Here is a 23,247-nt window from a genome sequence, read left to right as displayed (position 1 = left end):
GCCGACCGTAGAGAAAGGGGAGACCGATGCTGGCGGCAACGCAATCGGTTGTGCGAGAACTACGTTCGCGGCTGATCCAGGTAGTGGTGACCGACGATGGGATGAGTACCGCCGAATACGCCATCGGCACGATCGCCGCAGCGGCGTTCGGAGCGGTGCTCTACACCGTGGTCACCGGCGATTCCATCGTGAACGCGCTGACCAAGATCATCGACAGGGCGCTGAACACCACCGTATGAGGTCCGCTCGTCCCGGCGAACGGGGTGCGGTCACGGTCGAGGCGGCGATCGCGCTGGCGGCAGTGATAGTGGTCGTCGTGCTCTGTCTGGGGGCGTTGCTGGCGGCGTCGATGCAGATCCGCTGTATCGACGCCGCTCGCGAAGCGGCACGTCTCGCCGCGCGAGGTGCGGGGGCGGAAGCTCTGCCGGCAGCGCAGCGGGTGGCGCCGCCCGGCGCCGATATCGAGTTGCGCGCGGAGGGCGATCGGATCGTGGCCACGGTTCGGGCGCGGGCGCCGCTGCTGCCGATGCTGCGGTTACGGGCCGAAGCGGTAGCGGTACGCGAGCCGGGCGAGCCGCAATGACACCGGCCACAGTGCCCGCCGCGTGCCGCGGCCGCGGATGCGACGGCGGTGCCACTGTCACGGCATGTCTGGCACTCACCGCGCTGCTGCTGGTGACGGTCGTGATGGTGCAGTTCGCGGCGGTGGTCTGTGCACGACATCGAGCGCAGAGCGCGGCCGATTCGGCGGCATTGGCCGCAGCGGGCGCACTGGATTCCGGCGCTGACGCGGCCTGCGAGCGAGCGGATTCGGTGGTGCGGCAAATGCGGATGCGGGTACGGGCGTGTTCGGTCCGGGATTGGGATGTGACGGTAACGGTCGATGGTTCGGTAACACTCGCCCTTTTGGGCAAGCGATCAGTTGTGGCGGTCGCGCGGGCCGGTCCGGTGAGTGCGGGAAAACGATCATGAATACCGGACGGTTGGTGTGAGAAAGAATGGGTGACCGGAGCCACACCGCAGTGCGGTAAGTGCGGTGGATTTCCCATTCGGTCGGCATTCAATTCCAGCGGCGCAATTGTGCAAGCATTCGACGCTGCGGGATTCCGATAAATGCACACATGTGAATGCCCACATGGCCGTTATTCGCTAGGGCAATGTGCCGGTTAACATGATCGACTTCCTTTTTATTCCCGGCAGCGCCGTCGGCCTCGACGGCGGCAGGCGGTCCGTGGGTTCGGGAAGCGGCGACGTCTACCGACGGTGTCCGCATCGTCACGAAACGGATTCGGGCAGGTCATGGCCCGAAATGTTGTCCGTGCGGGTCAGCTGGGCGCATCGACGGGCAGATCGGCGAGGACGGCCGTCAGCAGGGCGGCCGCGCCCTCCTTGTCCAGCGGGGAATTCCCGTTGCCGCATTTGGGGGATTGCACGCACGAGGGGCAGCCCTGCGGGCACGAACAGGAGGTGATGGCCGCCCGCGTCGCCGCCAACCAGGTCCGCAAGCGGGTGAACCCGCGCTCGGCGAAGCCGGCCCCACCCCGATGGCCGTCGTAGACGAAGACGGTGGGTAGCCCGGTATCGGGGTGCTCGGCGATGGAAACGCCGCCCACATCCCAGCGGTCGCAACTCGCGACCAGGGGCAACATCCCGATCGCCGCATGTTCGGCGGCGTGCAGGGCGCCGGGTACGCGGCGCGGCTCGATCCCCGCCACGGCCAGCAGGCGCGGTGTGACGGTGTAGAGCACGGCCTGGGTCGGCAGTGTCTGCTCCGGCATATCGAGTTCGACGAGGTCGAGAACCTCTCCACTGGGAAGCGTGCGCAGATAACCGACCACCTGGCGGGTCACCCGGACCCGAGCCAGGGCGGCGGTGACGCGCCCGTACACCCGCTCGTGCGTGCGCTCGTCGATCGCCACCGAGGTGACCATGCGGGCGCTGGTGGTCCATCCGGGCTGCTCGGCGTGGACGAAGGCGACGCCGGCCTCGAGATCCAGTTCGTCGACCACGTAGGTCTCGCCCTGATGCAGGTGGACCGCCCCGGCGTGCAGCGTCGCTGGCGCCCGGCCGGAATCCGCGCTGCCCAGCAGCCGGCCGCTGGTCGCGTCCACGATCGCGATCTGGGAGCCGATTCCGCCGCGCACATCCACGTCGTCGTGTGGGTAGGCGCTCGAGGTCGGATACCAGCGAGCCGGACCCCCGCCGTTCTCCCGGCGCTTGATCAGGCCCTGCGCGGCAAGATCGGCGGCCACGTCCCGGACGCCGAGGTCGTCGATCTCGGCGTCGGTCAGGGGGTGTTCGCAGGCCGCGCACAGCAGGTGCGGGCCGGCGACGTAGGGGTTGTGCGGATCGGTGATGGTCGCCTCGACCGGCTTGTCCAGCAGGGCGTGCGGGTGGTGGACGAGGTAAGTGTCGAGCGGATCGTCGCGAGCCACCAACAACACCAGCGAGCCCTGGGTGCGACGGCCAGCGCGGCCCGCCTGCTGCCAGAACGAGGCGACGGTTCCCGGGAAACCGGCCATCACCACGGCATCCAGCCCGGCGATGTCGACACCGAGTTCGAGTGCGGTCGTGGTGGCCGCGCCCAGCAGCGACCCGTCCGCCAGGCCGTTCTCCAGTTCCCGCCGGTCCTCGGCCAGGTATCCGGCCCGATAGGCCGCCACTCGCCCGGCCAGCGCGGGATCCACCTCCGCCAGCATGCGCTGCACGTCGATGGCGACGACTTCGGCGGCCCGGCGGGAGCGAACGAAGGTCAATGTCCGGGCACCCTCGACGACCAGGTCGGTCATGATCCGGGCGGCCTCGGTGGTAGCCGCCCGTCGGACCGGGGCCCCGTTTTCGCCACTGAGGTCGCCGAGCAGCGGTGGCTCCCACAGGGCGACCGTTCGCGCACCCTGCGGGGAGCCGTCCTCGGTCACCGCGGTCACCGGCGCGCCGATCAGCCGTGCGGCCGCCGCGGCCGGATCGGCGCTGGTGGCCGAGCACAGGACGAAGGTCGGATTCGCGCCGTAATGCGCGGCCAGCCGCCGCAACCGGCGCAACACCATCGCGACCTGGGACCCGAATACACCGCGATACGCGTGGCATTCGTCGACCACCACGTAGCGCAGCCGCCGCAGCATCCGCGCCCAGCGCTGATGCGCCCGCAGTATGCCGATGTGCAGCATGTCGGGATTGGTGAACAACCACCGCGCATTCGCCCGCACCCACTGCCTGACCTCGGGCGGAGTATCGCCGTCGTAGGTGGCCGGATGGATATCGCGCAGGCCGCCGGCATGGGTCAGCTGCGCGGCCGCGCGGAATTGATCGGCTCCGAGCGCTTTGGTCGGCGATATATACAGAGCGGTCGCTCGCGAATCCCGCCGCAGGTCGGTCAATACCGGAAGTTGATAACCCAGGGATTTGCCCGACGCGGTCCCGGTGCAGACCACGACGTGTGTTCCCGAGGCGGCCAGCTCCGCGGTTCGAATCTGATGCGTCCACGGTGCCTCGACACCGGATTCCCGCAGGGCGTCGACCACTTCCGGAGCAGCCCAGGAAGGCCAGTCGGTGATGCGCGCCGGCCGGGCCGGGAGTTCGGTCACATGGGTGATACGACTCTCCGCATCGGGCACTCCGAAAAGGACACGATTCAGCAACGATGTCCCGTAGCCGATCGCTTCTGCGGGCGCGGGGGCCGATCGCGGGCCTTTCGGATTCATCGGACCGAGACCGTGCGACGCGAAGAAAGTGTGAACCGTGTGTGCCGCCCTCGCCCGAGCTGCCAATTCACTACCGAGTAGCGACCTGCGTCACAGTCTGTTTGCCTGACGCTCGCTCGGTTATCGCTAAGCAAACCTACTTCAAGTTTGGATTTGGGCATTGTGCCCCTCACCTGCACATTCGCAAGATCATCTTTTTTGCAAATTGTCGGTAACTCGGCTGTCGAATTGCGCGCGGACATGGTTCACTAGTTCTCGGTCGCAAGCTTCTGTGTTCGAGGGAACGGATCAAAGGTCCAAACCATCAGCAGGATCGATGTTGCGAACGGTGTGCTTGAAGCTTCCTGCAGGGGGAACAGAGTACAGCGGTCGGAACGGACCCGGTGGACCAACCTAACTTGTCCGCCGTTCCGGTATGGAAAGAGAAGGAACAGAATGGCACAGGGAACTGTGAAGTGGTTCAACGCGGAGAAGGGGTTCGGCTTCATCGCGCCCGAGGACGGCTCCGCTGACGTCTTCGTCCACTACTCCGAGATTCAGGGGTCGGGCTTCCGCACCCTCGAGGAGAACCAGAAGGTCGAATTCGAGGTCGGCCAGGGCACCAAGGGCCCGCAGGCCACCGGAGTTCGCGCGCTCAGCTGAGCGAGTAACCCAACAAGGTCCGATCTCTCGTCCCTCACCGCGAGCACGCGGTGAGGGACGAGTCATATGCGGGGGAAGTAGACTCGATCGAAAACCGGGGCTTTTCGATGTGATCGAGTTGCCCACAAGGGGGTTTTTCTGCAGTTCGCAGCCATTTCGGTTCGGACGGTACCGACGGGGAAGTACCGCGCAGAACAGCCGAGACTCCAGGGTCGCGGGCCCGCAGTGCGGACTCCACGACAGCGAAACACGGTATAAACGTCTCTGGCGGGAGACATTTGTCTCTCCCTCTTGCCCCAGCCGCGCGCCGCGCGCCTGCGCCGCGCGGGTCGACAGGAAAGGTGTGTTCGCCGGTGGCAACACGAGACCGCGGTGCATCGCCGACTCCCGATGCGGCCTCCGCCGGGCCCGACGCGGCCGCATCCGGCCGGGGGCGTCCCCTGCGTCGTCTCGTCATCGTCGAGTCGCCGACCAAGGCACGCAAGATCGCGCCCTATCTGGGCCGCGGTTATACGGTCGAGGCATCCGTCGGCCATATCCGGGATCTGCCACGCGGTGCCGCGGATGTGCCAGCCAAATACAAAGGCCAGTCCTGGGCCCGGCTGGGTGTCGATGTCGACCACGATTTCGAGCCGATCTATGTCGTCAGTCCGGACAAGAAGGCCAAGGTCTCGGAACTGAAGACGCTGCTGCGCGATGCCGACGAACTGTATCTGGCCACCGACCCCGACCGCGAGGGCGAGGCCATCGCCTGGCACCTGCTCGAGACGCTGAAGCCGAAGATTCCGGTCCGGCGAATGGTGTTCCACGAAATCACCGAGCCGGCCATTCGCGCCGCGGCGGCCGATACTCGCGAGCTCGACAACGACCTGGTCGACGCCCAGGAAACCCGGCGCATTCTCGACCGCCTCTACGGCTACGAGGTCAGCCCCGTGCTGTGGAAGAAGGTCATGCCGCGGCTGTCGGCGGGCCGTGTGCAGTCGGTCGCGACCCGCATCGTCGTGCAGCGCGAGCGCGAGCGCATCGCGTTCCGTTCCGCGGAGTACTGGGATATCGCGGCGAAATTCGACGCCGGCGGCGGGCAGAGCGACGAGGCCAACCCGCGCATCTTCGGCGCGCGGCTGGTCACGGTCGACGGTGCACGCGTCGCGGGGGGCCGGGATTTCGGATCCGACGGTCAGCTCAAGACCCGCAACGGTGTCACCGTGCTCGACGAGGCCGCGGCACGGCGGCTGGCCGCGGCGCTGGACAAGGCGGATTTCCAGGTCACCTCGGTCGAATCCAAGCCGTACACGCGGCGGCCCTATGCGCCCTTCATGACCTCGACGCTGCAGCAGGAGGCCGCCCGCAAGCTCCGCTTCGGGTCCGAGCGCACGATGCGGGTGGCGCAGCGGCTGTACGAGAACGGCTACATCACTTATATGCGTACCGACTCCACGACACTGTCGGAGTCGGCGATCAGCGCGGCGCGGGCGCAGGCGACCCAGTTGTACGGGCCCGAGTTCGTGCATCCGACGCCGCGGCAGTACACCCGCAAGGTCAAGAACGCGCAGGAGGCGCACGAGGCGATCCGGCCCGCCGGTGACACCTTCGCCACCCCGGGCCAACTGCACGCCCGGCTGGACCAGGACGAGTTCCGGCTCTACGAACTGATCTGGCAGCGCACGGTCGCCTCGCAGATGGCGGACGCGCGCGGCACCACGCTGACGGTCCGGATCACCGGCCGCGCCGGTACGGGCGAGGAATGCGTGTTCTCCGCATCCGGGCGCACCATCACGTTCGCGGGCTTCCTCAAGGCCTATGTGGAAAGTGTCGACGAGGATGCGGGCGGTCAGTCCGACGACGCGGAATCGCGGCTGCCCGCGCTGACCGAGGGCCAGGGCGTCAACGCCACCGAGCTGACGCCCGATGGGCACACCACCAATCCACCCCCGCGCTACAACGAGGCCTCGCTGATCAAGGCGCTCGAGGAACTGGGCATCGGACGCCCGTCGACCTACGCCTCGATCATCAAGACCATTCTGGACCGCGGTTACGTCTACAAGCGCGGTAGTGCGCTGGTGCCGTCCTGGGTGGCGTTCGCGGTGGTGGGCCTGCTGGAGGAGTATTTCGGCCGCCTGGTCGATTTCGATTTCACCGCGGCCATGGAAGACGATCTCGACGCCATCGCCGGCGGTCGCGAGCAGCGCGGAAATTGGTTGACCAGCTTCTATTTCGGTGGTGAACACGGCGCCGAGGGTTCGGTGGCGCGTTCCGGCGGACTGAAGCGGATGGTCGGGGAGCGGCTCGACGATATCGATGCCCGCGAGGTCAACTCGATCAAGATGTTCACCGACGATCAGGACCGCGACATCGTGGTCCGGGTCGGGCGCTTCGGTCCGTATCTCGAGCGCATGGTGCAGAACCCGGACGATCCGGATGGCGATCCGATCTCCCAGCGCGCCAATCTGCCCGACGATCTGCCGCCGGACGAATTGACGCCCGAGGTCGCGGAAAAGCTGTTCGCGACCCCGCAGGAGGGGCGCTCGCTCGGTGTGGATCCCGAAACCGGACATCGGATCGTGGCCAAGGAAGGTCGCTTCGGGCCGTATGTCACCGAGATCCTGCCCGAGCCGGAGGCCGATCTCGACGCCAAGAAGGGCGCCAAGAAGGCCGCCGCACCCAAACCGCGAACCGGGTCGCTGCTCAAGTCGATGGATCTGTCGACCATCACCCTCGAGGATGCGCTGAAGCTGTTGTCGCTGCCGCGGGTGGTCGGCAAGGATCCCGAATCCGGTGACGAGATCACCGCGCAGAACGGCCGCTACGGCCCGTATCTGAAGAAGGGCACGGACTCTCGCTCACTCGCCACCGAGGACCAGATCTTCACCGTGACCTTGGAAGAGGCGTTGAAGATCTACGCCGAACCCAAGCGGCGCGGACGGCAGGCGGCGAGTGCGGCGCCACTGCGGGAGTTGGGCAACGACTCCGCCACCGGCAAGCCGATGGTGATCAAGGACGGGCGGTTCGGCCCGTATGTCACCGACGGCGAAACCAACGCCAGCCTGCGCAAGGGTGACGAGGTGGAGTCGATCACCGACGAGCGGGCCTCCGAGCTGCTCGCCGATCGCCGCGCCAAGGGACCGGTGAAGAAGGCGGCCAAGAAGGCCGCGAAGAAGGCACCGGCGAAGAAGACCGCGGCGAAGTCGACGGCGAAGAAGACCACCGCGACCGCCAAGAAGACCACCGCGAAGAAGACCGCAGCCAAGAAGGCGCCCGCGAAGAAGGCGGTGGCGAAGTCTCCGGCCGAGTCGTAGCGGGAAGCCAGTCGTAGCGGGCAGCGTCTCGGTGCCCGCTCGGCTTGTCGGTGCGGCCGATTAGGGTGTAGCGCGTGGCAGGTGTCTTCGATCGGCTCGTGGGCCAGGACTCGGTCGAGTCCGAGTTGACCGCTGCCGCCGTGGCGGCGCGCGCCGGAATCGCGTCCTCGGCGATGACGCACTCCTGGCTGTTCACCGGGCCGCCCGGATCCGGCAGATCCGTTGCGGCACTGTGCTTTGCGGCCGCGCTGCAATGTACGGCGGAGGGCATGCCCGGTTGTGGCCACTGCCATGCCTGCACCACCACCCTGGCCGGCACCCACGGCGATGTCCGGCGGGTGATTCCGGAGGGCCTGAGCATCGGCACCAAGGAAATGCGTGAGATCGTGCAGGTCGCGGCCCGGCGTCCCAGCACCGGGCGGTGGCAGGTGGTGGTGATCGAGGATGCCGATCGATTGACCGAGGCCGCGGGCAACGTGCTGCTGAAAGTGGTCGAGGAACCTCCCGAGCGGACCGTGTTCCTGCTGTGCGCGCCGTCGGTGGACCCGGAGGACATCTCGATCACTCTGCGATCCCGATGCCGGCATGTTCATCTGGTGACACCGTCGGTGGACGCCATCGCCCAGGTGCTGCGCGAGCGTGACGGGCTGGCCCCGGAACAGGCGGCGTGGGCGGCTTCGGTGAGCGGCGGACATGTCGGTCGCGCCCGCCGCCTCGCGACCGACGAGCAGGCCCGCGCCCGCCGTACCCGGGCATTGTCGCTGGTCTCGGCCGTCGCGCGTCCGGCCGCCGCCTATGCGGCCGGTGACGAGCTGGTCAAATCCGCCGAGGAGGAGGCCAAACAGGTCAGCGCCGAACGGGACGAGCGCGAGCGCGACGAGCTGGCGACCGCGTTGGGAGCCGGCGGCACCGGGAAAGGCGCCGCCTCGGCGACCCGCGGTTCCGCCGGGGTGTTGAAGGACCTCGAGCGCCGCCAGAAATCCCGCGCCACCCGCACCAGCCGCGATGCCCTCGACCGGGCGCTGATCGACGTCGCGGGCCTGTACCGCGACGCGCTGGCCCTGCGTTTCGGGACGTCCGCCGCGAATCCGTCCCCGGCGATCACTCTCACCCACCCGGACCTGTCCGATCAGATCCGCGATCTGGCCGACGAGGTGCGGCCCGAGGGACTGCTGCGTTCCATCGAAGCCGTCCTCGCCTGCCGCGAGGCCCTCGACCTGAACGTCAAACCCCGCTTCGCCATCGCCTCGATGGTCGCCGGGCTCATCGCGGCCCGCTCCGCTTGAATCACCGCGCAACCGACCTTCGGCGATGTCACCGAGAAAAGTGCTCAAAAGGCGAGCACTTCAACGGGCAGCATGGTGTTCGACGAAAGGACCAACCGTGGTGCGAAAACTTCCTGCTGTCAACCGCTTTCCCGATGCCGCCGCCTGGGCCGACTGGCTGGACGGTCACCACGCCGACGACGGCGGCGCCTGGCTGCTGATCGCACGCAAGGGATCGTCCGCGCCCCTGATCACCATCGACGATGCGGCCGAGGTGGCCATGTGTTACGGCTGGATCGACGGTCACCGGCGCGCCTACGACGACCGCTCGTTCCTCCAGCGCTATTCGCGCCGGCGACCTGGCAGCACCTGGTCCCAGGTGAACGTCGTGCGAGCCGAGGTCCTGATCGCTACGGGCCGGATGCGCCCACCCGGCCTCCGTGCGGTCGAGGCCGCCCGCGCCGACGGTCGCTGGGATGCCGCCTACGCGCCACAGCGCTCGGCACCCGTCCCGGCCGAGCTGTCTGCGGCTCTGGCCGAAGACGCCGGTGCGGCGAACCGCTTCGCCGCCCTGGACCGAACCGCCCGCTACCTGCTGGTCCTTCCGCTGCTCAAGGCCCGAACCCCAGCCGCCAAGGCTCGCAGGCAGGCCGAAATCATGGCCACACTGCGCCGATGACCTGCCGTTTTCGTGTTCGGTCGCCGAAGACGATAGACTCGCACCGCCGAAAGGCACGCCGCCTTAGCTCAGTCGGTAGAGCGCTTCACTCGTAATGAAAAGGTCGGGGGTTCGATTCCCCCAGGCGGCTCCATACTCCCTGTAGGGCCGAGCGGATCGCTTTTGCCGCCGAAGCCCGCATGAGTCTCGTGGTACGCGACGGTGTTACGGCCCGCGCTCGAATGCACTGAACCTTGTCGACGTGTTCGTCGGGGGCATCGACGGATCCGCGCAGCCTCCAGCCGCCCGCGCGGCTGGGTTGCGAGATGTACTGTCCCGCAACCTGTCCGCCGGACTAACGGTTTCCCGCGGCCGGCTGAGGTACATGGTTGAGGTCTCATGTCCCTTCGCCCAACCACGACGGCGAAGACGCTGCGCTGAGCTTCCGGGTGAAGGCGCCCAACCATCCCGAGGCGCGAGTTCGCCGAGATGTACTCCCCGCTCGTGATACGCACCGCGCAAGCCCTTTCTGCAGAGACCGAGCAGCGTGTCGGGTGCGGTGCGGTTGCCGCGCTGGAGCGGCGGCCTGCACGGTTCTACTGCCTTGTGGTCGACGTGGAAGACGCGTGGCGCGGTCACGGCTGTGGGAAAAATATGGGATGTGTCGGAATTCCGGCGCGATGAATCAATGGGAATATTCAGCTTCGACATTCTGTTCGGGTTCGATCGAATTGGTATTACCGATCCCGTCACGGTGATTTCCGCGGCTGGTTCGGTCGGGTGTCGGTGCAGCGGCTGCACTGCCTCATCAGCGGCTGCCGGGTGGTGGCGGCTCTCCACTCGCAGGTCGTTCTCGCTGGTCAGCGCGGGTTAGGACGGTGCGAAAATGGAGCAGAGCGGACACTGCCAAGGAATTCCCGGTGGCCGGCTTTGCGGCGGCAGGGCGTTTCAAGTCGTATACTTCCGTTATGGCGGATGATCAGTCCTCCACAGAATTTCCCGAGGCGCCCGTTCTTGTGGTGCAGACGCGAGAGCGCGTCTATCGGCTGCACGCGGGAAGTTCATACAATGTCGGCCGCGATCTGGCGGCCGACATCGTCGTCACCGATCCGCGGGTATCTTCCGTGCACGCCGTCTTGGAGCGCGGGTCGGACGGTTGGGAAATCGAGGACGCGCACAGCCTCAACGGCACCTTTTTCGACGGTCAGCGCGTCGATCGGATGCTGATCGATCATGACGAGACGTTCCAGCTCGGTCACGCCGTGAACGGCGAGCAGTTGGCCTGTTCGGTGGAGGGGCAAAAAGGACAGCACGGCCGCGAGTCGTCCGGCGATACCGGCGGCGACACGATGCTCGTCCCCGATCCCGGCTACCAGCTCGATGATGAAGCCACGATGACGACGGTCCATCCGGGGGGCCGCCCCCGGCGGGTTGCGCGGTCGTCGCCTCCGGCGGCTCGCCCCAGCGCGGTCGTCCCGATCGTCTCGGACACACTCCGGATCGGGCGGGCCTCCGACAACGACATCGTCGTGCCCGACCTCATGGTCTCCCGTCATCACGCCGAACTGCGAGTGACCGGCGCAGGCCGGTATCGGGTCGTCGACCTCGACAGTCACAACGGCACCTACGTCAACGGCGCCCGGGTCGATTCGGCGGACCTGTCCGAATCCGACTTGATCGGCATGGGGCATACCACCTACCGGCTGGTCGGCGACGAACTGCGGGAGTACGTCGACACCGGTGACGTGTCGGTCTCGGTGCAGAACCTCATCGTGCGGACACCGGAAGGCAAGGTTCTCCTCGACGAGGTGAGCTTCCCGATTCCGCAGCGCTCGCTCGTCGGGGTCATCGGACCCAGTGGAGCGGGCAAATCGACATTGCTCGGCGCGGTGACCGGGTTGCGTCCGGCGACAGAGGGGACGGTTCGTTACGACGGACGCGACCTCTACACCGACTACGACGAACTCCGCCACCGCATCGGACTGGTTCCGCAAGAAGACATCCTGCACAGCCAACTTCCGACGCGGCGCGCGCTACTGTACGCGGCCGAACTCCGCTTCCCCGGTGACACGCGCCCCGAGGAGCGCGGGCAGCGGGTCGATGAGGTCCTCGCCGAGCTCGGCTTGGCCCGGCATGCCGACACCCGCATCGATAGGCTCTCCGGTGGCCAGCGCAAACGGGTGAGCGTCGCACTGGAGTTGCTGACCAAACCGTCTCTGCTGTTCCTCGACGAGCCGACCTCCGGCCTCGACCCGGGCCTGGACAAGACGGTCATGGATATGCTGTCCGATCTGGCCCACGACGGGCGCACCGTGATCGTCGTCACCCATAGTGTCGCAAACCTCGATTCCTGCGACCGCCTCCTCGTGCTGGTACCCGGCGGTCGACTGGCCTATTACGGACCGCCCGCGGAGGGGTTGCAGCAGTTCGGGCAGCGCAGTTGGGCCGAGGTGTTTCAGTCCTTCGACCGCGAGGAGGACCGCGACTGGGCTGCTGAATTCCGGGAATCGCCACGCTTCGAGCAGTACGTGGAGGTCGGGCCGACCGACGATGTCGGCCCGGCGGACGTACACGCACCGGCACCCCCGCCCGCGTCGCAGTCCAAGCTCAGCCAGCTCAGTACGGTGTGCCGGCGATACCTGGCGGTCATCGCCTCGGACCGAAGTTACCTGGCGCTGCTCGGCGTGATGCCGCTGATTCTCGGTGGCTTGATCGCCGCGGTGCCCTCGGGCGAGGGTTTCGCCGGGGCGCCCGGAACCAACACCGATGCCCCCACCAAGCTCATGATCTTGGTATTCGGTGCCTGTTTCATCGGCACCGGCAACTCGATTCGCGAGATCGTCAAGGAGCAGACGATCTACCGCAGAGAACGCGCGGCCGGACTGTCCGCAGGGGTCTACCTGATGTCGAAGCTCCTGGTCTTGGGCGTGATCACCATCCTGCAGGCGGCGGTGCTGTTCTTGATCGGCACCATCGGGGTGAGCATGCCGGCGAAAGGCGTATTCACCTCGGTCCCGCTGGAGTTGATCCTGGCGATGGCGATGCTCGGCATCGCCTCGCTGGCGTTGGGCTTGCTGGTCTCGGTGTCGGTCAACACCTCGGAGAAGACGCTGCCACTGCTGATTGTGCTGTCCATGGCGCAACTGGTGTTCACAGGCGGTTTGGTACGGCTGCCCGGCACCCCTGTTCTGGCCCAGCTGTCCTACCTGTCGCCGTCCCGCTGGGGCTACGCTGCGACAGCTGCCACCCTCGACCTGGACACCCTGTCGCCGCACAATGGCGCACCCGACCCGCTGTGGCGACACACCCTGGGCACGTGGCTGCTCGACATGGGGGTCGTCGCCGGCCTGGGGGCCGTCTTCCTCGCGCTGGCCGGATACCGGCTGTATCAGCTGCGTCCACGGCGGCGCGGCGCCCGCGCCGCGCGGATTTGACGCCGGATGCAGCCGTGCGATTTCTCCTCGATCGGACCGCCTCTCGGGGATGATGGTGTTGGGTGTGGCGGATTGCATCCATCGCTTCACCGACCGGCCAGTCTACGGTTCGGATTCGACAGGAGCGGATATGACCGACGGCTCCGGCTCAGACAGCGGCTTCGGACGATCAACGGCCGGACTCGAATCCGGCGCGGTGGCCGCCTTCGCAGCCGCGTGGGAATCGGCTGACCCGGCCCCGGCCATCAGCGATTACCTGCCCGACGCAGAGACCTTGCGCTTGGACGCGTTGATCGAATTGATCCGCGTCGACCTGCGCCAGCGCTGGCTGCGCCGGCCCGCGCTCACGCCGTCCGGCGGACCCGAGCCGCCCCGCAAGCGGCTGCGGGACTACTGCGCGGAATTCGCCGAGCTGTCGCCGGACCGCGTTCCGGCCAGCCTGGTCTATGAGGAGTTCGTGATCCGCCGGCACAGCGGCGAGCGGGTCGATCCGCGCGAATATCTGCGCGAATATCCCGCGCAAGCGCCCGAGCTGAGCGAGTTGCTCAATGCCGACGACGAGGATCGGAGCACTCAACGCGCCGGTGCGGACCCGACTGCCATCGCCTCGACCATGGTCTCCCCCGAAGGCACCCGCACCACGGGCGACCTGTTCGCCGAACAGGAGACGACGGGATCGCAGGTCGCTCGGCTGGACAGCATCCGGGTAGGCGATTGCATCGATGATTTCGATCTGCTCACCGGGCTGGGTAGCGGAGCCTTCGCGCGGGTGTTCCTGGCCCGGCAGCGCTCGTTGCAGCGGCTGGTGGCGGTGAAGATCTCCGCCGACCGCGGCACCGAACCGCAGACCCTGGCCCAGCTCGACCACGACTACATCGTCCGGATCTTCGACCAGCGGCTGCTGGGCGAACCGGACCCGCGCGGCGATTCCCGCAGCCGCCGACTTCGGCTGCTGTACATGCAGTTTCTGCCTGGTGGCACCCTGCTGGGTGTGTTGCGCCGGGTCCGGTCCACCCCTGCCGACCAGCGCAGCGGTCGGTTGCTGCTGGCCGCGGTCGACGCCGCGATGGAGGAGAAGGGTGAGATCCGCCCGACCGATTCCAGCGTGCGCGCCGAGATCGCGGCGCTGTCGTGGCCGGAAACCGTGGCCTGGCTGGGCCGCCGGCTCGCCGAGGCGCTGGCCTACGCCGACGAACACGGCGTGCTGCATCGCGACGTCAAACCGGCGAACGTTCTGCTCACCGCGGAGGCGGTGCCGAAACTCGCCGATTTCAATATCAGTTTCAGCCGCGAGGTGGCCGGCGCCAATCCGGTGGCGTACTTCGGTGGGTCGCTGTCGTACATGTCGCCGGAGCAGTTGGAGGCCTGCCATCCCGGCTACCGCCGTTCCGCCGACGATCTGGATACCCGTTCCGACATCTACTCGCTGGGTGTGGTGCTGTGGGAGCTGCTGACCGGTGCCAAGCCGTTCGACGACAGCACCGCGGGTGAGCGCAGCGACTCCACCGCGCTGGGGGCGATGCTCGCACGTCGTCGTGCTGGTTTGGATTCGGCTGCGCTGCAACGGGTTCCGCCCGATTGTCCGGCGACATTGTGCAGGGTGTTGCTGACCTGTCTGGCGCCCACGCGTGACAAGCGGTGGTCCAACGGCAACGAACTGGCCCAGCAGTTCGAACTGTGCCTGGACGCGCGGGCCCGCGAACTGGTGGATCCGGCACCCGCCAGCTGGCGTTTCCGGGCGCGGAGGTGGCTGGTGCCGCTGGTGGTGCTGGCCTTCGGCGCCCCGAATGTGATTGCGGCCGTGTACAACACGGTGCACAATCGAAACCTGATCATCGACCGGATGAGTGTGCCCGCCCAACAGACGTGGTGGATTTTCACCATCACGGTGAACGCGGTCTTCTTCCCGGTGGGCGTCGTGACCGTGCTGTACTTGTCGCGCTATCTACTCGCCGTTCGGCGCGGTATGCGGCGCGGACGCGACTATGACTCCCGGATACTCGCCCGAGCCAGATCCGATGCCCTGATGTTCGGTGATCGGTGTGTGGTGGTGGCGTTCTCGCTCTGGAGCCTGGCGGCGATTCTGTTCCCGCTCGTGCTGCACTTCGCGACCCACGAGCTCACCGGAGAGGCGATCGTGCACTTCTTGGGTGGGCTGCTGGTGTGCGGCGCGATGGCGGTGGCGTATCCGTTCTTCCTGGTGACGTTCTACATGGTCCGCTGCGTCTACCCGCAGTTTCTCCGGCACGGCGACGTCAGCCCCGAGGATGCGGTGCACCTGCGCCGGCTCGATCGCCGCTGCAACGGATATCTCGCGGTGGCGGCGTCGGTGCCACTGCTGGCGGTGGCCGGGGTGACATTCCTGCCGGTGAACGATACTCCGAAGGTCATCGACGCGGTGCGGGTGTTGTGCGTGGGGTCCATCGTCGCCTTCGTGGTCGCCTATGTGCTGTTCCGGGCGCTCGAGGCCGATCTGCGCGCACTGGAGCGAGTGGTGGATCCTGACCATCAGAAGGCTGCGGGTCGGCTTTGAGTTTCACGGATATCGGATCGGACCGGGGTGATCCCGAGGTGGGCCGATGGAGCGCTCTATCAGTTGTCGCCCGTTCTGTCTCTTCACATTTCGAAGCAAGTGCCCCTGCGCCCCGTACAGCAGCTCACCAATCTGGTGAAGAGAGTTCGTTTCACTCCCAGATATCCGGGTATCGGATGTTTCGAGCCACCGCTGATCGCAGCCGGTCGCCGGATCGGTGCGAGGTGAGCGAAAGTGAGGAGATTGCTGTGATCACTCTCGGGGTTGTCCTTCTGGTTCTCGGTTTCCTGCTCGGGATTCCGATCCTGTGGACGTTGGGCATCATCGCACTGGTCGTGGGGGCCGTGCTGGCTCTGATGGGAGCGCTGGGGCGCCCGGTGGCCGGCCGCGCGCACTACTTCTAGTGCGCTCGGCCGCCGCGGACTACGCGCGGTAGCGGTGTGAACACGCGGCCGCCCCGGAAACTCCTTCCGGGGCGGTTTCGCATGTACCGCGCGGACTCACCGAAGCAGCAGAGTTCGGTGGCGGGTCCGTCATGCCAGCAGGATGTGCTGGCGGACGTCGATGTAGCCGTCGCGGAACAGGTCTGCGCAGCCGGTGAGGTAGCGGACGTAGCGGTCGTAGACGGTGGGGGAGGTCAGGGCGATGGCTTCGGAGCGGTGGTCGCGGAGGGCCTGGGCCCAGAGGTCGAGGGTGTGGGCGTAGTGCGGTTGCAGGGATTGGACGTCGTGGAGGGTGAAGCCGGCCCGTTCGGCGTATTCGCCGATCCACTGCGGCTGCGGGAGTTGGCCGCCGGGGAAGATCTCGTCGATGACGAACTTGCTGAATGCCAGATATTCGTGGGTGACGGGGATGCCCATCTCACGCAGTTGGTGGCGGTGGAAGCCGATGATGGTGTGCAGCATCATGCGGCCGTCCGGGGGCAGTAGGTCGTGGCAGCGGTCGAAGAACGCGTCGTAGCGTTCGCGCCGGAAGTGTTCGAAGGCTCCGATCGAGACGATCCGGTCGACCGGCTGGTCGAATTCCTCCCAGCCGCGCAGGTGCACCTCACCGGTGCCGGGCGGCAGGCCGTCCAGCAGGTCGCGCACGTGCTCGTACTGGTTGCGGCTCAGCGTCAGGCCGATCACGCGCACGCCGTATTTCTCGACGGCGCGCATCATGGTGGAGCCCCAGCCGCAGCCGATGTCGAGCAGTGTCATGCCTGGATGCAGATCGCATTTGCCGAGCGACAGGTCGATCTTGGCGAGCTGTGCCTGTTCCAGGGTGAGGTCCGGTTCGCGGAAATACGCGCAACTGTAGGTGCGCGTGGGATCCAGGAAGAGAGCGAAGAAATCGTCGGACAGGTCGTAGTGGGCCTGCACGTCGGCGTAGAACGGTGACAGATCGGTCATGGTGACCTCTGGTGGTCGGTTCGGGAACGTTCTGCCTCTGAAAACGAGATACCCCGGCGGTGGGTTCGCCCCGCCCGCCGCACCATGCGCGCTCGACCAGTATGCGCCTCTCGCTGCGGTGGGGTGGCGCGATCGGCGGATCGGCCGAGCCCGGCGAAGCCGTCAATCGGCCCGGCGTGCCGTCCCGCTCTCCCAGGCGCGGCCGCGCAGCAGGCGCAGACCGTTGAGCCCGACGATGACGGTGGAACCCTCGTGACCGGCGACGCCCAGCGGTAGCGGAAGGTGGCCGACGAGATCCCAGGTGATCAGGACGGCGATGAAGGTCGCGGCGATGATCAGGTTGGCGATCACGACGCGGCGCGCGCGACGGGACAGGGCGATGACCGCGGGGACGGTGGTCAGGTCGTCGCGGATGACGACCGCGTCCGCGGTGTGCAGGGTGAGGTCGGATCCGTTGCCGCCCATGGCGATTCCAGCGTGGGCGGCGGCGAGCGCGGGCGCGTCGTTGATACCGTCGCCCACGGCGGTGACGCGGTCGCCCGCGGCTTCCAGTTCCGCGATCGCGGCGACCTTACCTTCCGGCAGCAGGTCGGCCCGGATGTCGGTGAGTCCGAGGCGGGTGCCGAGCTGCCGGGCGGCGGCGAGATTGTCGCCGGTGAGCAGAACCGGTGTGGCTCCGGTGATTTCGGTGAGAGCGTCGACGGAATCGGCTGCTTCGGGGCGCGTCTGATCGGTGATGCCCAGTATCGCGATGGTTCGGCGCTCCCGCCGCACGATTACGGCGGTGTGCCCCGCGTTCTGTATCTCGGCGGCGACTGCCGCGGCAGCGGCTTCAGCCGAATCCAGAAGCGCAGCAGGCGATCCCACCTCGATGCGGTGACCGTCCACCGTGGCGGTGACCCCGCGTCCGGGCTGCGCGCTGAAGTCCTCGACGGGCGGCAGCGTGAGTCCGCGCTCGCGACCGGCCCGGACGACCGCGGTGGCCAGCGGATGCTCGCTGGAATATTCCGCACCAGCGGCCCAGCGCAGGACCTCCTCCGCCGTGCCCGGGCAATCGGGCAGCACACGGATGTCGGTGAGTTCGGGCACGCCGCGGGTGAGTGTGCCGGTCTTGTCGAAGGCTACGCGGGTGGTGCTGCCCAGCCGTTCCATCACGACCGCCGATTTCACGAGGACGCCGTGCCGGCCGGCATTGGCGATCGCGGCGAGCAGGGGCGGCATGGTGGACAGCACCACCGCGCACGGCGAGGCGACGATCATGAACGTCATGGCGCGAAGCAGCGAATCCCGCAGCACCGCACCGAAGAACAGTGGCACAGCGAAGACCGCGAGCGTCACCGCGACCATGCCCACCGAATAACGCTGCTCGATCTTCTCGATGAACAGCTGCGCCCGCGCCTTGGTCCGGCCGGCTTGTTCGACCAGGGCGGCGATGCGGGCCACGACGGAGTCCTCGGCGCGGCGACCGACCCGCACCCGCAGGACGCCGGTGCCGTTCGAGGTTCCGGCGAACACGTCGTCACCGGGCGATTTGTCGACCGGCATGGGCTCACCGGTGATGGTGGCCTGATCGACTTCGCTCGCGCCCGCGACGACCGTGCCGTCGGCCGCGATCCGATCGCCCGGGCGGACCAGGATCACGTCGCCCACCGCGAGATCGGCTGCCCTGACGATCGTTTCGACACCGTCGTCGATTCGGGTGGCGGTGTCGGGTGCCAGATCGAGTAGTCCGCGCACCGAATCCTCGGTGCGCGCGGTCGCGAACGCCTCCAGCGCGCCCGAGGTGGCGAAGATGACGATCAGCAGCGCGCCGTCGGTGACCTGCCCGATCGCGGCGGCGCCGATCGCGGCCACCACCATCAGCAGATCGACGTCCAGCGTCCTTTCGCGCAGGGCGCGCACTCCGGCCAGGGCGGGTTCCCAGCCGCCGGTGAGGTAGCAGGCCAGATAGAGCGACCACCACACCTCGGGGGGTGTGTGCAGGATCCGGGCCACCGAGCCGATCGCGAAGAGCAGGAGAGCCGCTGCGGCCCAACGGATCTCGGGAAGTGCGAACAGCCGGGTCCGCCGCGCGGGTATCGCCGTGAGCGCGGCGGGACGCGTGGCGGCCGGTGCTGACACGAAAAACCTCCGAGGATCGGGAGCGGGCAACCTGAGAATAACAGAACACGTGAAGAGGTCTTCATGTATACCTGGTCGGCTAAACTTCACCGTTATGGGACATGGCGTCGAGGGCCGCGATCGGCCGATCGCCCGGCTGGACAGTGAGTCCGCCGCGCATGTGGCGACTACCCTGCAAGCCCTGGCGACGCCGAGCCGGCTGCTGATCCTCAGTGAATTGCGCCAGGGGCCGCGGCCCGTCTCCGAGCTCGCCGAGGCGGTGGGGATGGAGCAGTCCGCCGTCTCTCATCAGCTTCGTCTGCTGCGCAACCTCGGGCTCGTCACCGGAACCCGCGCCGGGCGCAGCATCGTCTACAGCCTGTACGACACGCACGTCGCCCAGCTGCTCGACGAGGCGGTGTATCACAGCGAGCATCTGCGTCTCGGCCTGTCCGATCGACCGCGAACGGCCGGCTGAGAACGTCTTCTCGGCAGAGTGATCCGGTGGATTCGCCGGCTTTCCTTGTCTGCGCCGGCGCTTCGACGGTCGCGCTCGCGCGGATTGGGTCGATCCTGCGATCTCCCCGGCGGGCCTCCTCTCCCAACGCCGTCACGCGCCGCAATCTCCAGCGGTTGACAACGCTTCCGCTCCAGCGCACACTGCTCTTATTAGAGAGCGCTGCTCTCAAGTTAGCGAGAGGGCAGTCATGCAGGAACTGTGGAAGTGGGCCAATCTGACCGTCGCGTTCGCCGCGGAGGTGGGCGCGCTGGTGGTGCTGGGACTGTGGGGCTGGCGCGTCGGCGACAACACCATGGTGAAAGTCGTGCTGGCGCTGGGCATCCCGTTGGCCGCCGCGGTGGTGTGGGGAATGTTCGCGGCGCCGAAGGCGAGTTTCGATATTCCGCTGCTCGCGGTGATCACCAAGATCGTGGTGTTCGGAGGCGCCGCGGCCGCGCTGTGGGGGCTGGGGCACCGGGTGGCCGCGGTCGTTTTCGCGGGCATCGTGATCGCGAATCTGCTGGCGATCAAACTGGGCCACCTGAATTCGTAGCGCGCCGACCCGGAATCCGGGCCGGCGCGTACGGTCACGGCACGACTTCGAAGACGTCGCCCGGATTGACGTAGTCGTAGAAGGCTTTGGCGCCTTCGGGCGTCATCCGGATGCAGCCGTGGGACTGCTCCTCGATCGGTCCGATGTGGGTGGCGATATCGCCGTTGAAGAAGACGGCCCAACGCATTTCGGCGTTGTGCATGGTGCTCCAGTGATACGGCTCCTTGAACGCGACGTGGAAGGTGCCGGGCGGTGTCTCATACCCGGGCCGCCCGTGCGAGATGGGGGTCGGGCCGTAGACCACGCGGCCGTTGTCCATCAGCCAGCCCTCGTTGGTCGACAGCCGCAGGCACGCGCGCGCCGCGGCCGAACAGGGAGCCGAGATCTGGCCCGGCGGGGAGGGGACGAGTTGCGGAATGCCGGGGATGTCGGGGCCGCCGGGCCACACCGGGTCGGCGCCCGCGGGCACCGTGACAGCGAATCCGGCGGCCGCGATCGCCGTCGCGGCCGCCGCTCGGATCGTCCATCGGGTGATGCTCGTGCAGTTCATATGCGTCCGACCTCTCTACCCGGCCCGCTGTCCGGCCGGGCCGGGCGGCGGGCACATTCGTCGACAAGCTGGGACGGCACCGTATGCGACCGATGTGTGCTCGATCACAGTGCATAGTTGATCATTGTGACCTGCCGAGCACGCAGATGGTACGGAAGAATCCGCGTTGTTATCACAAATCGGGCAGGCCGAGTTCCAGGTTGGGTGCGGCGATACCGCCGTCGATCTCCAGAATCTTGCCGGTGAGATAGCTGCCCGCGGGCGAGCAGAGGTAGACGATGCCGGCCGCGATATCGGTCGGATCACCCAGCCGATGCAGCGGCGTGTCCGCCTCCATCTTCGCCTTGACCTCGGGATTCTGTGCCACGACCTCGAGTGCGGAGGTCAGCACCGAACCAACCGCGATGGCGTTGACCCGGATCCGCGGTGACAGATCCGCGGCGGCCAGCCGGGTCCAGTGCGCGAGCGCCGCCTTTGCCGTGCCGTAGGCGAGGAAGCCGCGCCCGGGCGCCCGGCCCATCATCGAGGAGATGTTGACCACCGAGCCGCCCTCGCCGGCGAGCATGTGCGGAACCGCCGCGCGGGTGAGGGCGTGCGCGGTGGACACGTTGAAGCGGAAGGCCTCTTCGAGGAATTCCGGCGAGGTGGTCAGGAAGGTGTTCGGCATGGTGCCGCCGACATTGTTGACCACGATGTCGATGCGGCCGAACTCCGTGGCGGCGGCGTCGGCCAGTGCCGTGACGGCGTCGAGGTCCGACAGATCGCAGGCCACGGCGAGCGCGCGCCGGCCCGTCGCGCGGATCTGCTCGGCGACCGCGTCCAGTTGTGACTGCGTGCGCGCGGCGATCGCCACATCGGCGCCCGCCTCGGCCAGGGCGAGGGCGGAGGCGGCGCCGATACCGCGGCCGGCGCCGGTGACGACGGCGACCCGGCCGTCGAGTCGGAATTTGTCCAGGATCATCGCTAGTCCTCTCGTTGGGTGTCCTCGCAGTGTTAAGAATTAGCTCTTAACTGTCAAGGACTGATGCTCAATTCGCTGGTAGGACGTATCGTGCTCAGGGTGGAAGCAGTAAGTGCCCGGGAGCGGTTGATGATGGCGGGGGAACGGTTGATCGCCGAGCGGGGATATCTGGTCCCGCTGCGCGATATCGCCGCCGCGGCCGGGCAGCGCAACAACTCGGCGATCCCCTATCACTTCGGCTCGCGCGACGGACTCGTCGAGGCCGTGGTGCAGCAGCGGCTGGCGACCCTGGAGGTGCGCCGGCTGGAGTTGCTGGCGCAGCGGCCGGCCGCGACCGGCGACGATGTGCACACGCTGCTCGACGCGCTGGTCATCCCCATGTTCGAACTGGGAGCGCGGAACGAGAGTTATTATTACGCAAGGTTTCTCGAACAGATCCGCACCCATCCGGCGGTGTCGGACGCGGCCAATCTGGACAGCGCCGAACGGACCTCGGTGCGGGTGATCGTGGGTGGGCTGGACCGCGCGCTCTCGGACCTGCCGCCACGCCTGCGGCATCGCCGGCTGCGCAGTCTGACCACGGTGCTGTTCGCGCTGCTGGCCGACCACGAACGGGCCGTCGAGGCGGGCCGGATCGCCGCCGACGACCGCGAGGCCTGGGACCAGGTCATCGACATGCTCGCCGGCACCCTCACCGCGCCGGTCACGACGCGGGCCCGGTGAATATGTGACGATCGGGCCATGCACAGCGACGCGATCGGATTCGCCGCTCCGATACCGGTATTGCGGATCTACGACGTCGGCCTGGCCTACGAGTTCTACCGGGACTTCCTCGGTTTCACCGTGGACTGGGAGCATCGGTTCGGCGCGGATTTCCCGCTGTACGCGCAGGTTTCGCGCGCGGCGGCCCGGCTGCATCTCAGTGAGCATCACGGCGACGGCACCCCGGGATCGGTGGTGTGGATCGCTGTGGACGATATCGACGCCTGGCAATCCGAGTTGGCCGCGGCGGAATACCGGTTCGCCAAACCCGGGCGCCCGGACGACGGCCCCGGCGGCCGGGGTTTCGCCGTGACCGACCCGTTCGGCAACATCCTGCGATTCGCGCAACCAGCCTGAACCGACATCCGGCGGCGGGGCGACGGCTGGCGGCTCACCCGTGCCGCCGATTACCGTGAACACTGTGGATATCGCGCGCGAGCTGCCCGGCGAACGGTCGGTGCCGCGCACCGGATGGCGTACTCAGGGCGGGCCGCTGCTGGCGGCCGGTGCGGTGGTCGCCGCGGTTACGGTGCTGCACTTCCGCGATCCGCACAGCGAGGGGGCGTACGGGATCTGTCCGTTCTATGCGCTGACCGGATGGTGGTGCCCGGGATGCGGTGGATTGCGTGCTGTGCACAATCTCACCGAAGGCCGGGTGCTCGACGCGCTGCACAGCAATGTCTTCGTGCTTCCGCTGCTGCTCGTCCTCGCGTTGTGGTGGGGACGGTGGGCCCTGGGCCGCTGGCACGGCAGAGCCGACACCGCCTTTCCGTTCACCCTTCGTGGCCAGGCGCAATGGTGGTTGATCGGGCTGCTCGTGGTGTTCACCGTCGCCCGCAACACCCCCTGGGGTACATGGTTGGCCCCGGTCTAGTCAGGCATGCTGGAAGTATGACCCAGGA

The 23,247-nt window shown here is 67.4% G+C and carries 20 protein-coding genes and 1 tRNA gene; 16 read left to right on the top strand and 5 right to left on the bottom strand.

What is annotated here, in order from left to right:
- Window positions 1–26 precede the first annotated feature (26 nt).
- The 3 genes from NE2_RS13870 to NE2_RS13860 are packed head-to-tail and all read left to right on the top strand — an operon-like array spanning window position 27 to window position 972.
- The gene (locus NE2_RS13870) at window positions 27–239 is read left to right on the top strand and encodes a DUF4244 domain-containing protein (RefSeq protein ID WP_030518817.1); all 213 of its coding nucleotides are present in this window, start codon (window positions 27–29) and stop codon (window positions 237–239) included.
- Complete coding sequence (locus NE2_RS13865; protein WP_063026270.1) at window positions 236–583, top strand: TadE family type IV pilus minor pilin; 348 nt, start codon at window positions 236–238, stop codon at window positions 581–583. Before NE2_RS13870 ends, NE2_RS13865 begins: the two co-directional genes overlap by 4 nt.
- Window positions 580–972, top strand: a complete 393-nt coding sequence (locus NE2_RS13860) for an Rv3654c family TadE-like protein (RefSeq protein WP_063026269.1) — start codon at window positions 580–582, stop codon at window positions 970–972. The genes NE2_RS13865 and NE2_RS13860 overlap by 4 nt, the downstream gene beginning before the upstream one ends.
- A 353-nt stretch (window positions 973–1,325) precedes the next feature.
- Here NE2_RS13860 and sftH read toward each other — a convergent pair whose 3' ends face one another.
- Window positions 1,326–3,701: a DEAD/DEAH box helicase gene (gene sftH / locus NE2_RS13855; protein WP_084494024.1), complete on the bottom strand. Its 2,376-nt coding sequence runs from the start codon at window positions 3,699–3,701 to the stop codon at window positions 1,326–1,328.
- Between the two features lie 435 nt (window positions 3,702–4,136).
- On the opposite strand from sftH, the gene NE2_RS13850 reads away from it, so the two are divergent.
- The 8 genes from NE2_RS13850 to NE2_RS36255 all read left to right on the top strand — a co-directional run bounded on the left by NE2_RS13850 (window position 4,137) and on the right by NE2_RS36255 (window position 15,933).
- The gene (locus NE2_RS13850; RefSeq protein ID WP_011206895.1) at window positions 4,137–4,343 is read left to right on the top strand and encodes a cold-shock protein; all 207 of its coding nucleotides are present in this window, start codon (window positions 4,137–4,139) and stop codon (window positions 4,341–4,343) included.
- Between the two features lie 440 nt (window positions 4,344–4,783).
- Window positions 4,784–7,639, top strand: a complete 2,856-nt coding sequence (gene topA, locus NE2_RS13845; RefSeq protein ID WP_063026304.1) for a type I DNA topoisomerase — start codon at window positions 4,784–4,786, stop codon at window positions 7,637–7,639.
- Window positions 7,640–7,713: 74 nt separating this feature from the next.
- Window positions 7,714–8,925, top strand: coding sequence for a DNA polymerase III subunit delta' (locus NE2_RS13840; RefSeq protein WP_063026268.1), 1,212 nt, complete (start codon window positions 7,714–7,716; stop codon window positions 8,923–8,925).
- A gap of 97 nt (window positions 8,926–9,022) precedes the next feature.
- On the top strand, window positions 9,023–9,583 hold the full coding sequence (locus tag NE2_RS13835) for a YdeI/OmpD-associated family protein (RefSeq protein WP_233429775.1): 561 nt from the start codon (window positions 9,023–9,025) through the stop codon (window positions 9,581–9,583).
- A gap of 57 nt (window positions 9,584–9,640) precedes the next feature.
- Window positions 9,641–9,716: transfer RNA gene (locus tag NE2_RS13830), tRNA-Thr, on the top strand.
- Between the two features lie 814 nt (window positions 9,717–10,530).
- Entirely contained in the window at window positions 10,531–12,996 is a 2,466-nt protein-coding gene (locus NE2_RS13825) for an FHA domain-containing protein (RefSeq protein ID WP_063026267.1), read from the top strand.
- Between the two features lie 130 nt (window positions 12,997–13,126).
- Window positions 13,127–15,529: a serine/threonine-protein kinase gene (locus NE2_RS13820; protein WP_063026302.1), complete on the top strand. Its 2,403-nt coding sequence runs from the start codon at window positions 13,127–13,129 to the stop codon at window positions 15,527–15,529.
- A 248-nt stretch (window positions 15,530–15,777) separates the two neighbouring features.
- Window positions 15,778–15,933: a DUF6131 family protein gene (locus tag NE2_RS36255; RefSeq protein ID WP_167356738.1), complete on the top strand. Its 156-nt coding sequence runs from the start codon at window positions 15,778–15,780 to the stop codon at window positions 15,931–15,933.
- Between the two features lie 129 nt (window positions 15,934–16,062).
- On the opposite strand, the gene NE2_RS13810 is transcribed toward NE2_RS36255, so the two are convergent.
- Window positions 16,063–16,920, bottom strand: a complete 858-nt coding sequence (locus tag NE2_RS13810) for a cyclopropane mycolic acid synthase family methyltransferase (RefSeq protein ID WP_063026266.1) — start codon at window positions 16,918–16,920, stop codon at window positions 16,063–16,065.
- 162 nt (window positions 16,921–17,082) lie between these two features.
- On the bottom strand, window positions 17,083–19,041 hold the full coding sequence (locus NE2_RS13805; protein ID WP_063026265.1) for a heavy metal translocating P-type ATPase: 1,959 nt from the start codon (window positions 19,039–19,041) through the stop codon (window positions 17,083–17,085).
- A gap of 94 nt (window positions 19,042–19,135) precedes the next feature.
- Here NE2_RS13805 and NE2_RS13800 point away from each other — a divergent pair, with 94 nt between their 5' ends.
- Both NE2_RS13800 and NE2_RS13795 read left to right on the top strand, forming a co-directional pair.
- On the top strand, window positions 19,136–19,498 hold the full coding sequence (locus NE2_RS13800) for an ArsR/SmtB family transcription factor (protein ID WP_062962144.1): 363 nt from the start codon (window positions 19,136–19,138) through the stop codon (window positions 19,496–19,498).
- A gap of 229 nt (window positions 19,499–19,727) precedes the next feature.
- The gene (locus NE2_RS13795; RefSeq protein ID WP_063026264.1) at window positions 19,728–20,072 is read left to right on the top strand and encodes a YrdB family protein; all 345 of its coding nucleotides are present in this window, start codon (window positions 19,728–19,730) and stop codon (window positions 20,070–20,072) included.
- A gap of 34 nt (window positions 20,073–20,106) precedes the next feature.
- Here NE2_RS13795 and NE2_RS13790 read toward each other — a convergent pair whose 3' ends face one another.
- Window positions 20,107–20,622, bottom strand: coding sequence for a L,D-transpeptidase (locus tag NE2_RS13790; RefSeq protein WP_051041826.1), 516 nt, complete (start codon window positions 20,620–20,622; stop codon window positions 20,107–20,109).
- Between the two features lie 172 nt (window positions 20,623–20,794).
- Entirely contained in the window at window positions 20,795–21,583 is a 789-nt protein-coding gene (locus tag NE2_RS13785) for an SDR family oxidoreductase (protein ID WP_063026263.1), read from the bottom strand.
- Between the two features lie 99 nt (window positions 21,584–21,682).
- Here NE2_RS13785 and NE2_RS13780 point away from each other — a divergent pair, with 99 nt between their 5' ends.
- The 3 genes from NE2_RS13780 to NE2_RS13770 all read left to right on the top strand — a co-directional run bounded on the left by NE2_RS13780 (window position 21,683) and on the right by NE2_RS13770 (window position 23,219).
- On the top strand, window positions 21,683–22,306 hold the full coding sequence (locus NE2_RS13780; protein ID WP_167356737.1) for a TetR/AcrR family transcriptional regulator: 624 nt from the start codon (window positions 21,683–21,685) through the stop codon (window positions 22,304–22,306).
- 18 nt (window positions 22,307–22,324) lie between these two features.
- Entirely contained in the window at window positions 22,325–22,702 is a 378-nt protein-coding gene (locus NE2_RS13775) for a glyoxalase superfamily protein (protein ID WP_063026261.1), read from the top strand.
- Window positions 22,703–22,784: 82 nt separating this feature from the next.
- Complete coding sequence (locus NE2_RS13770; protein ID WP_106958357.1) at window positions 22,785–23,219, top strand: DUF2752 domain-containing protein; 435 nt, start codon at window positions 22,785–22,787, stop codon at window positions 23,217–23,219.
- Window positions 23,220–23,247 lie beyond the last annotated feature (28 nt).

The organism is Nocardia elegans NBRC 108235 (genome assembly GCF_001612845.1).
Lineage (GTDB): Bacteria > Actinomycetota > Actinomycetes > Mycobacteriales > Mycobacteriaceae > Nocardia > Nocardia nova.
The sequence above is the reverse complement of the archived record's forward strand: the minus strand, read 5'-3'. Positions and strand labels throughout refer to the sequence as shown.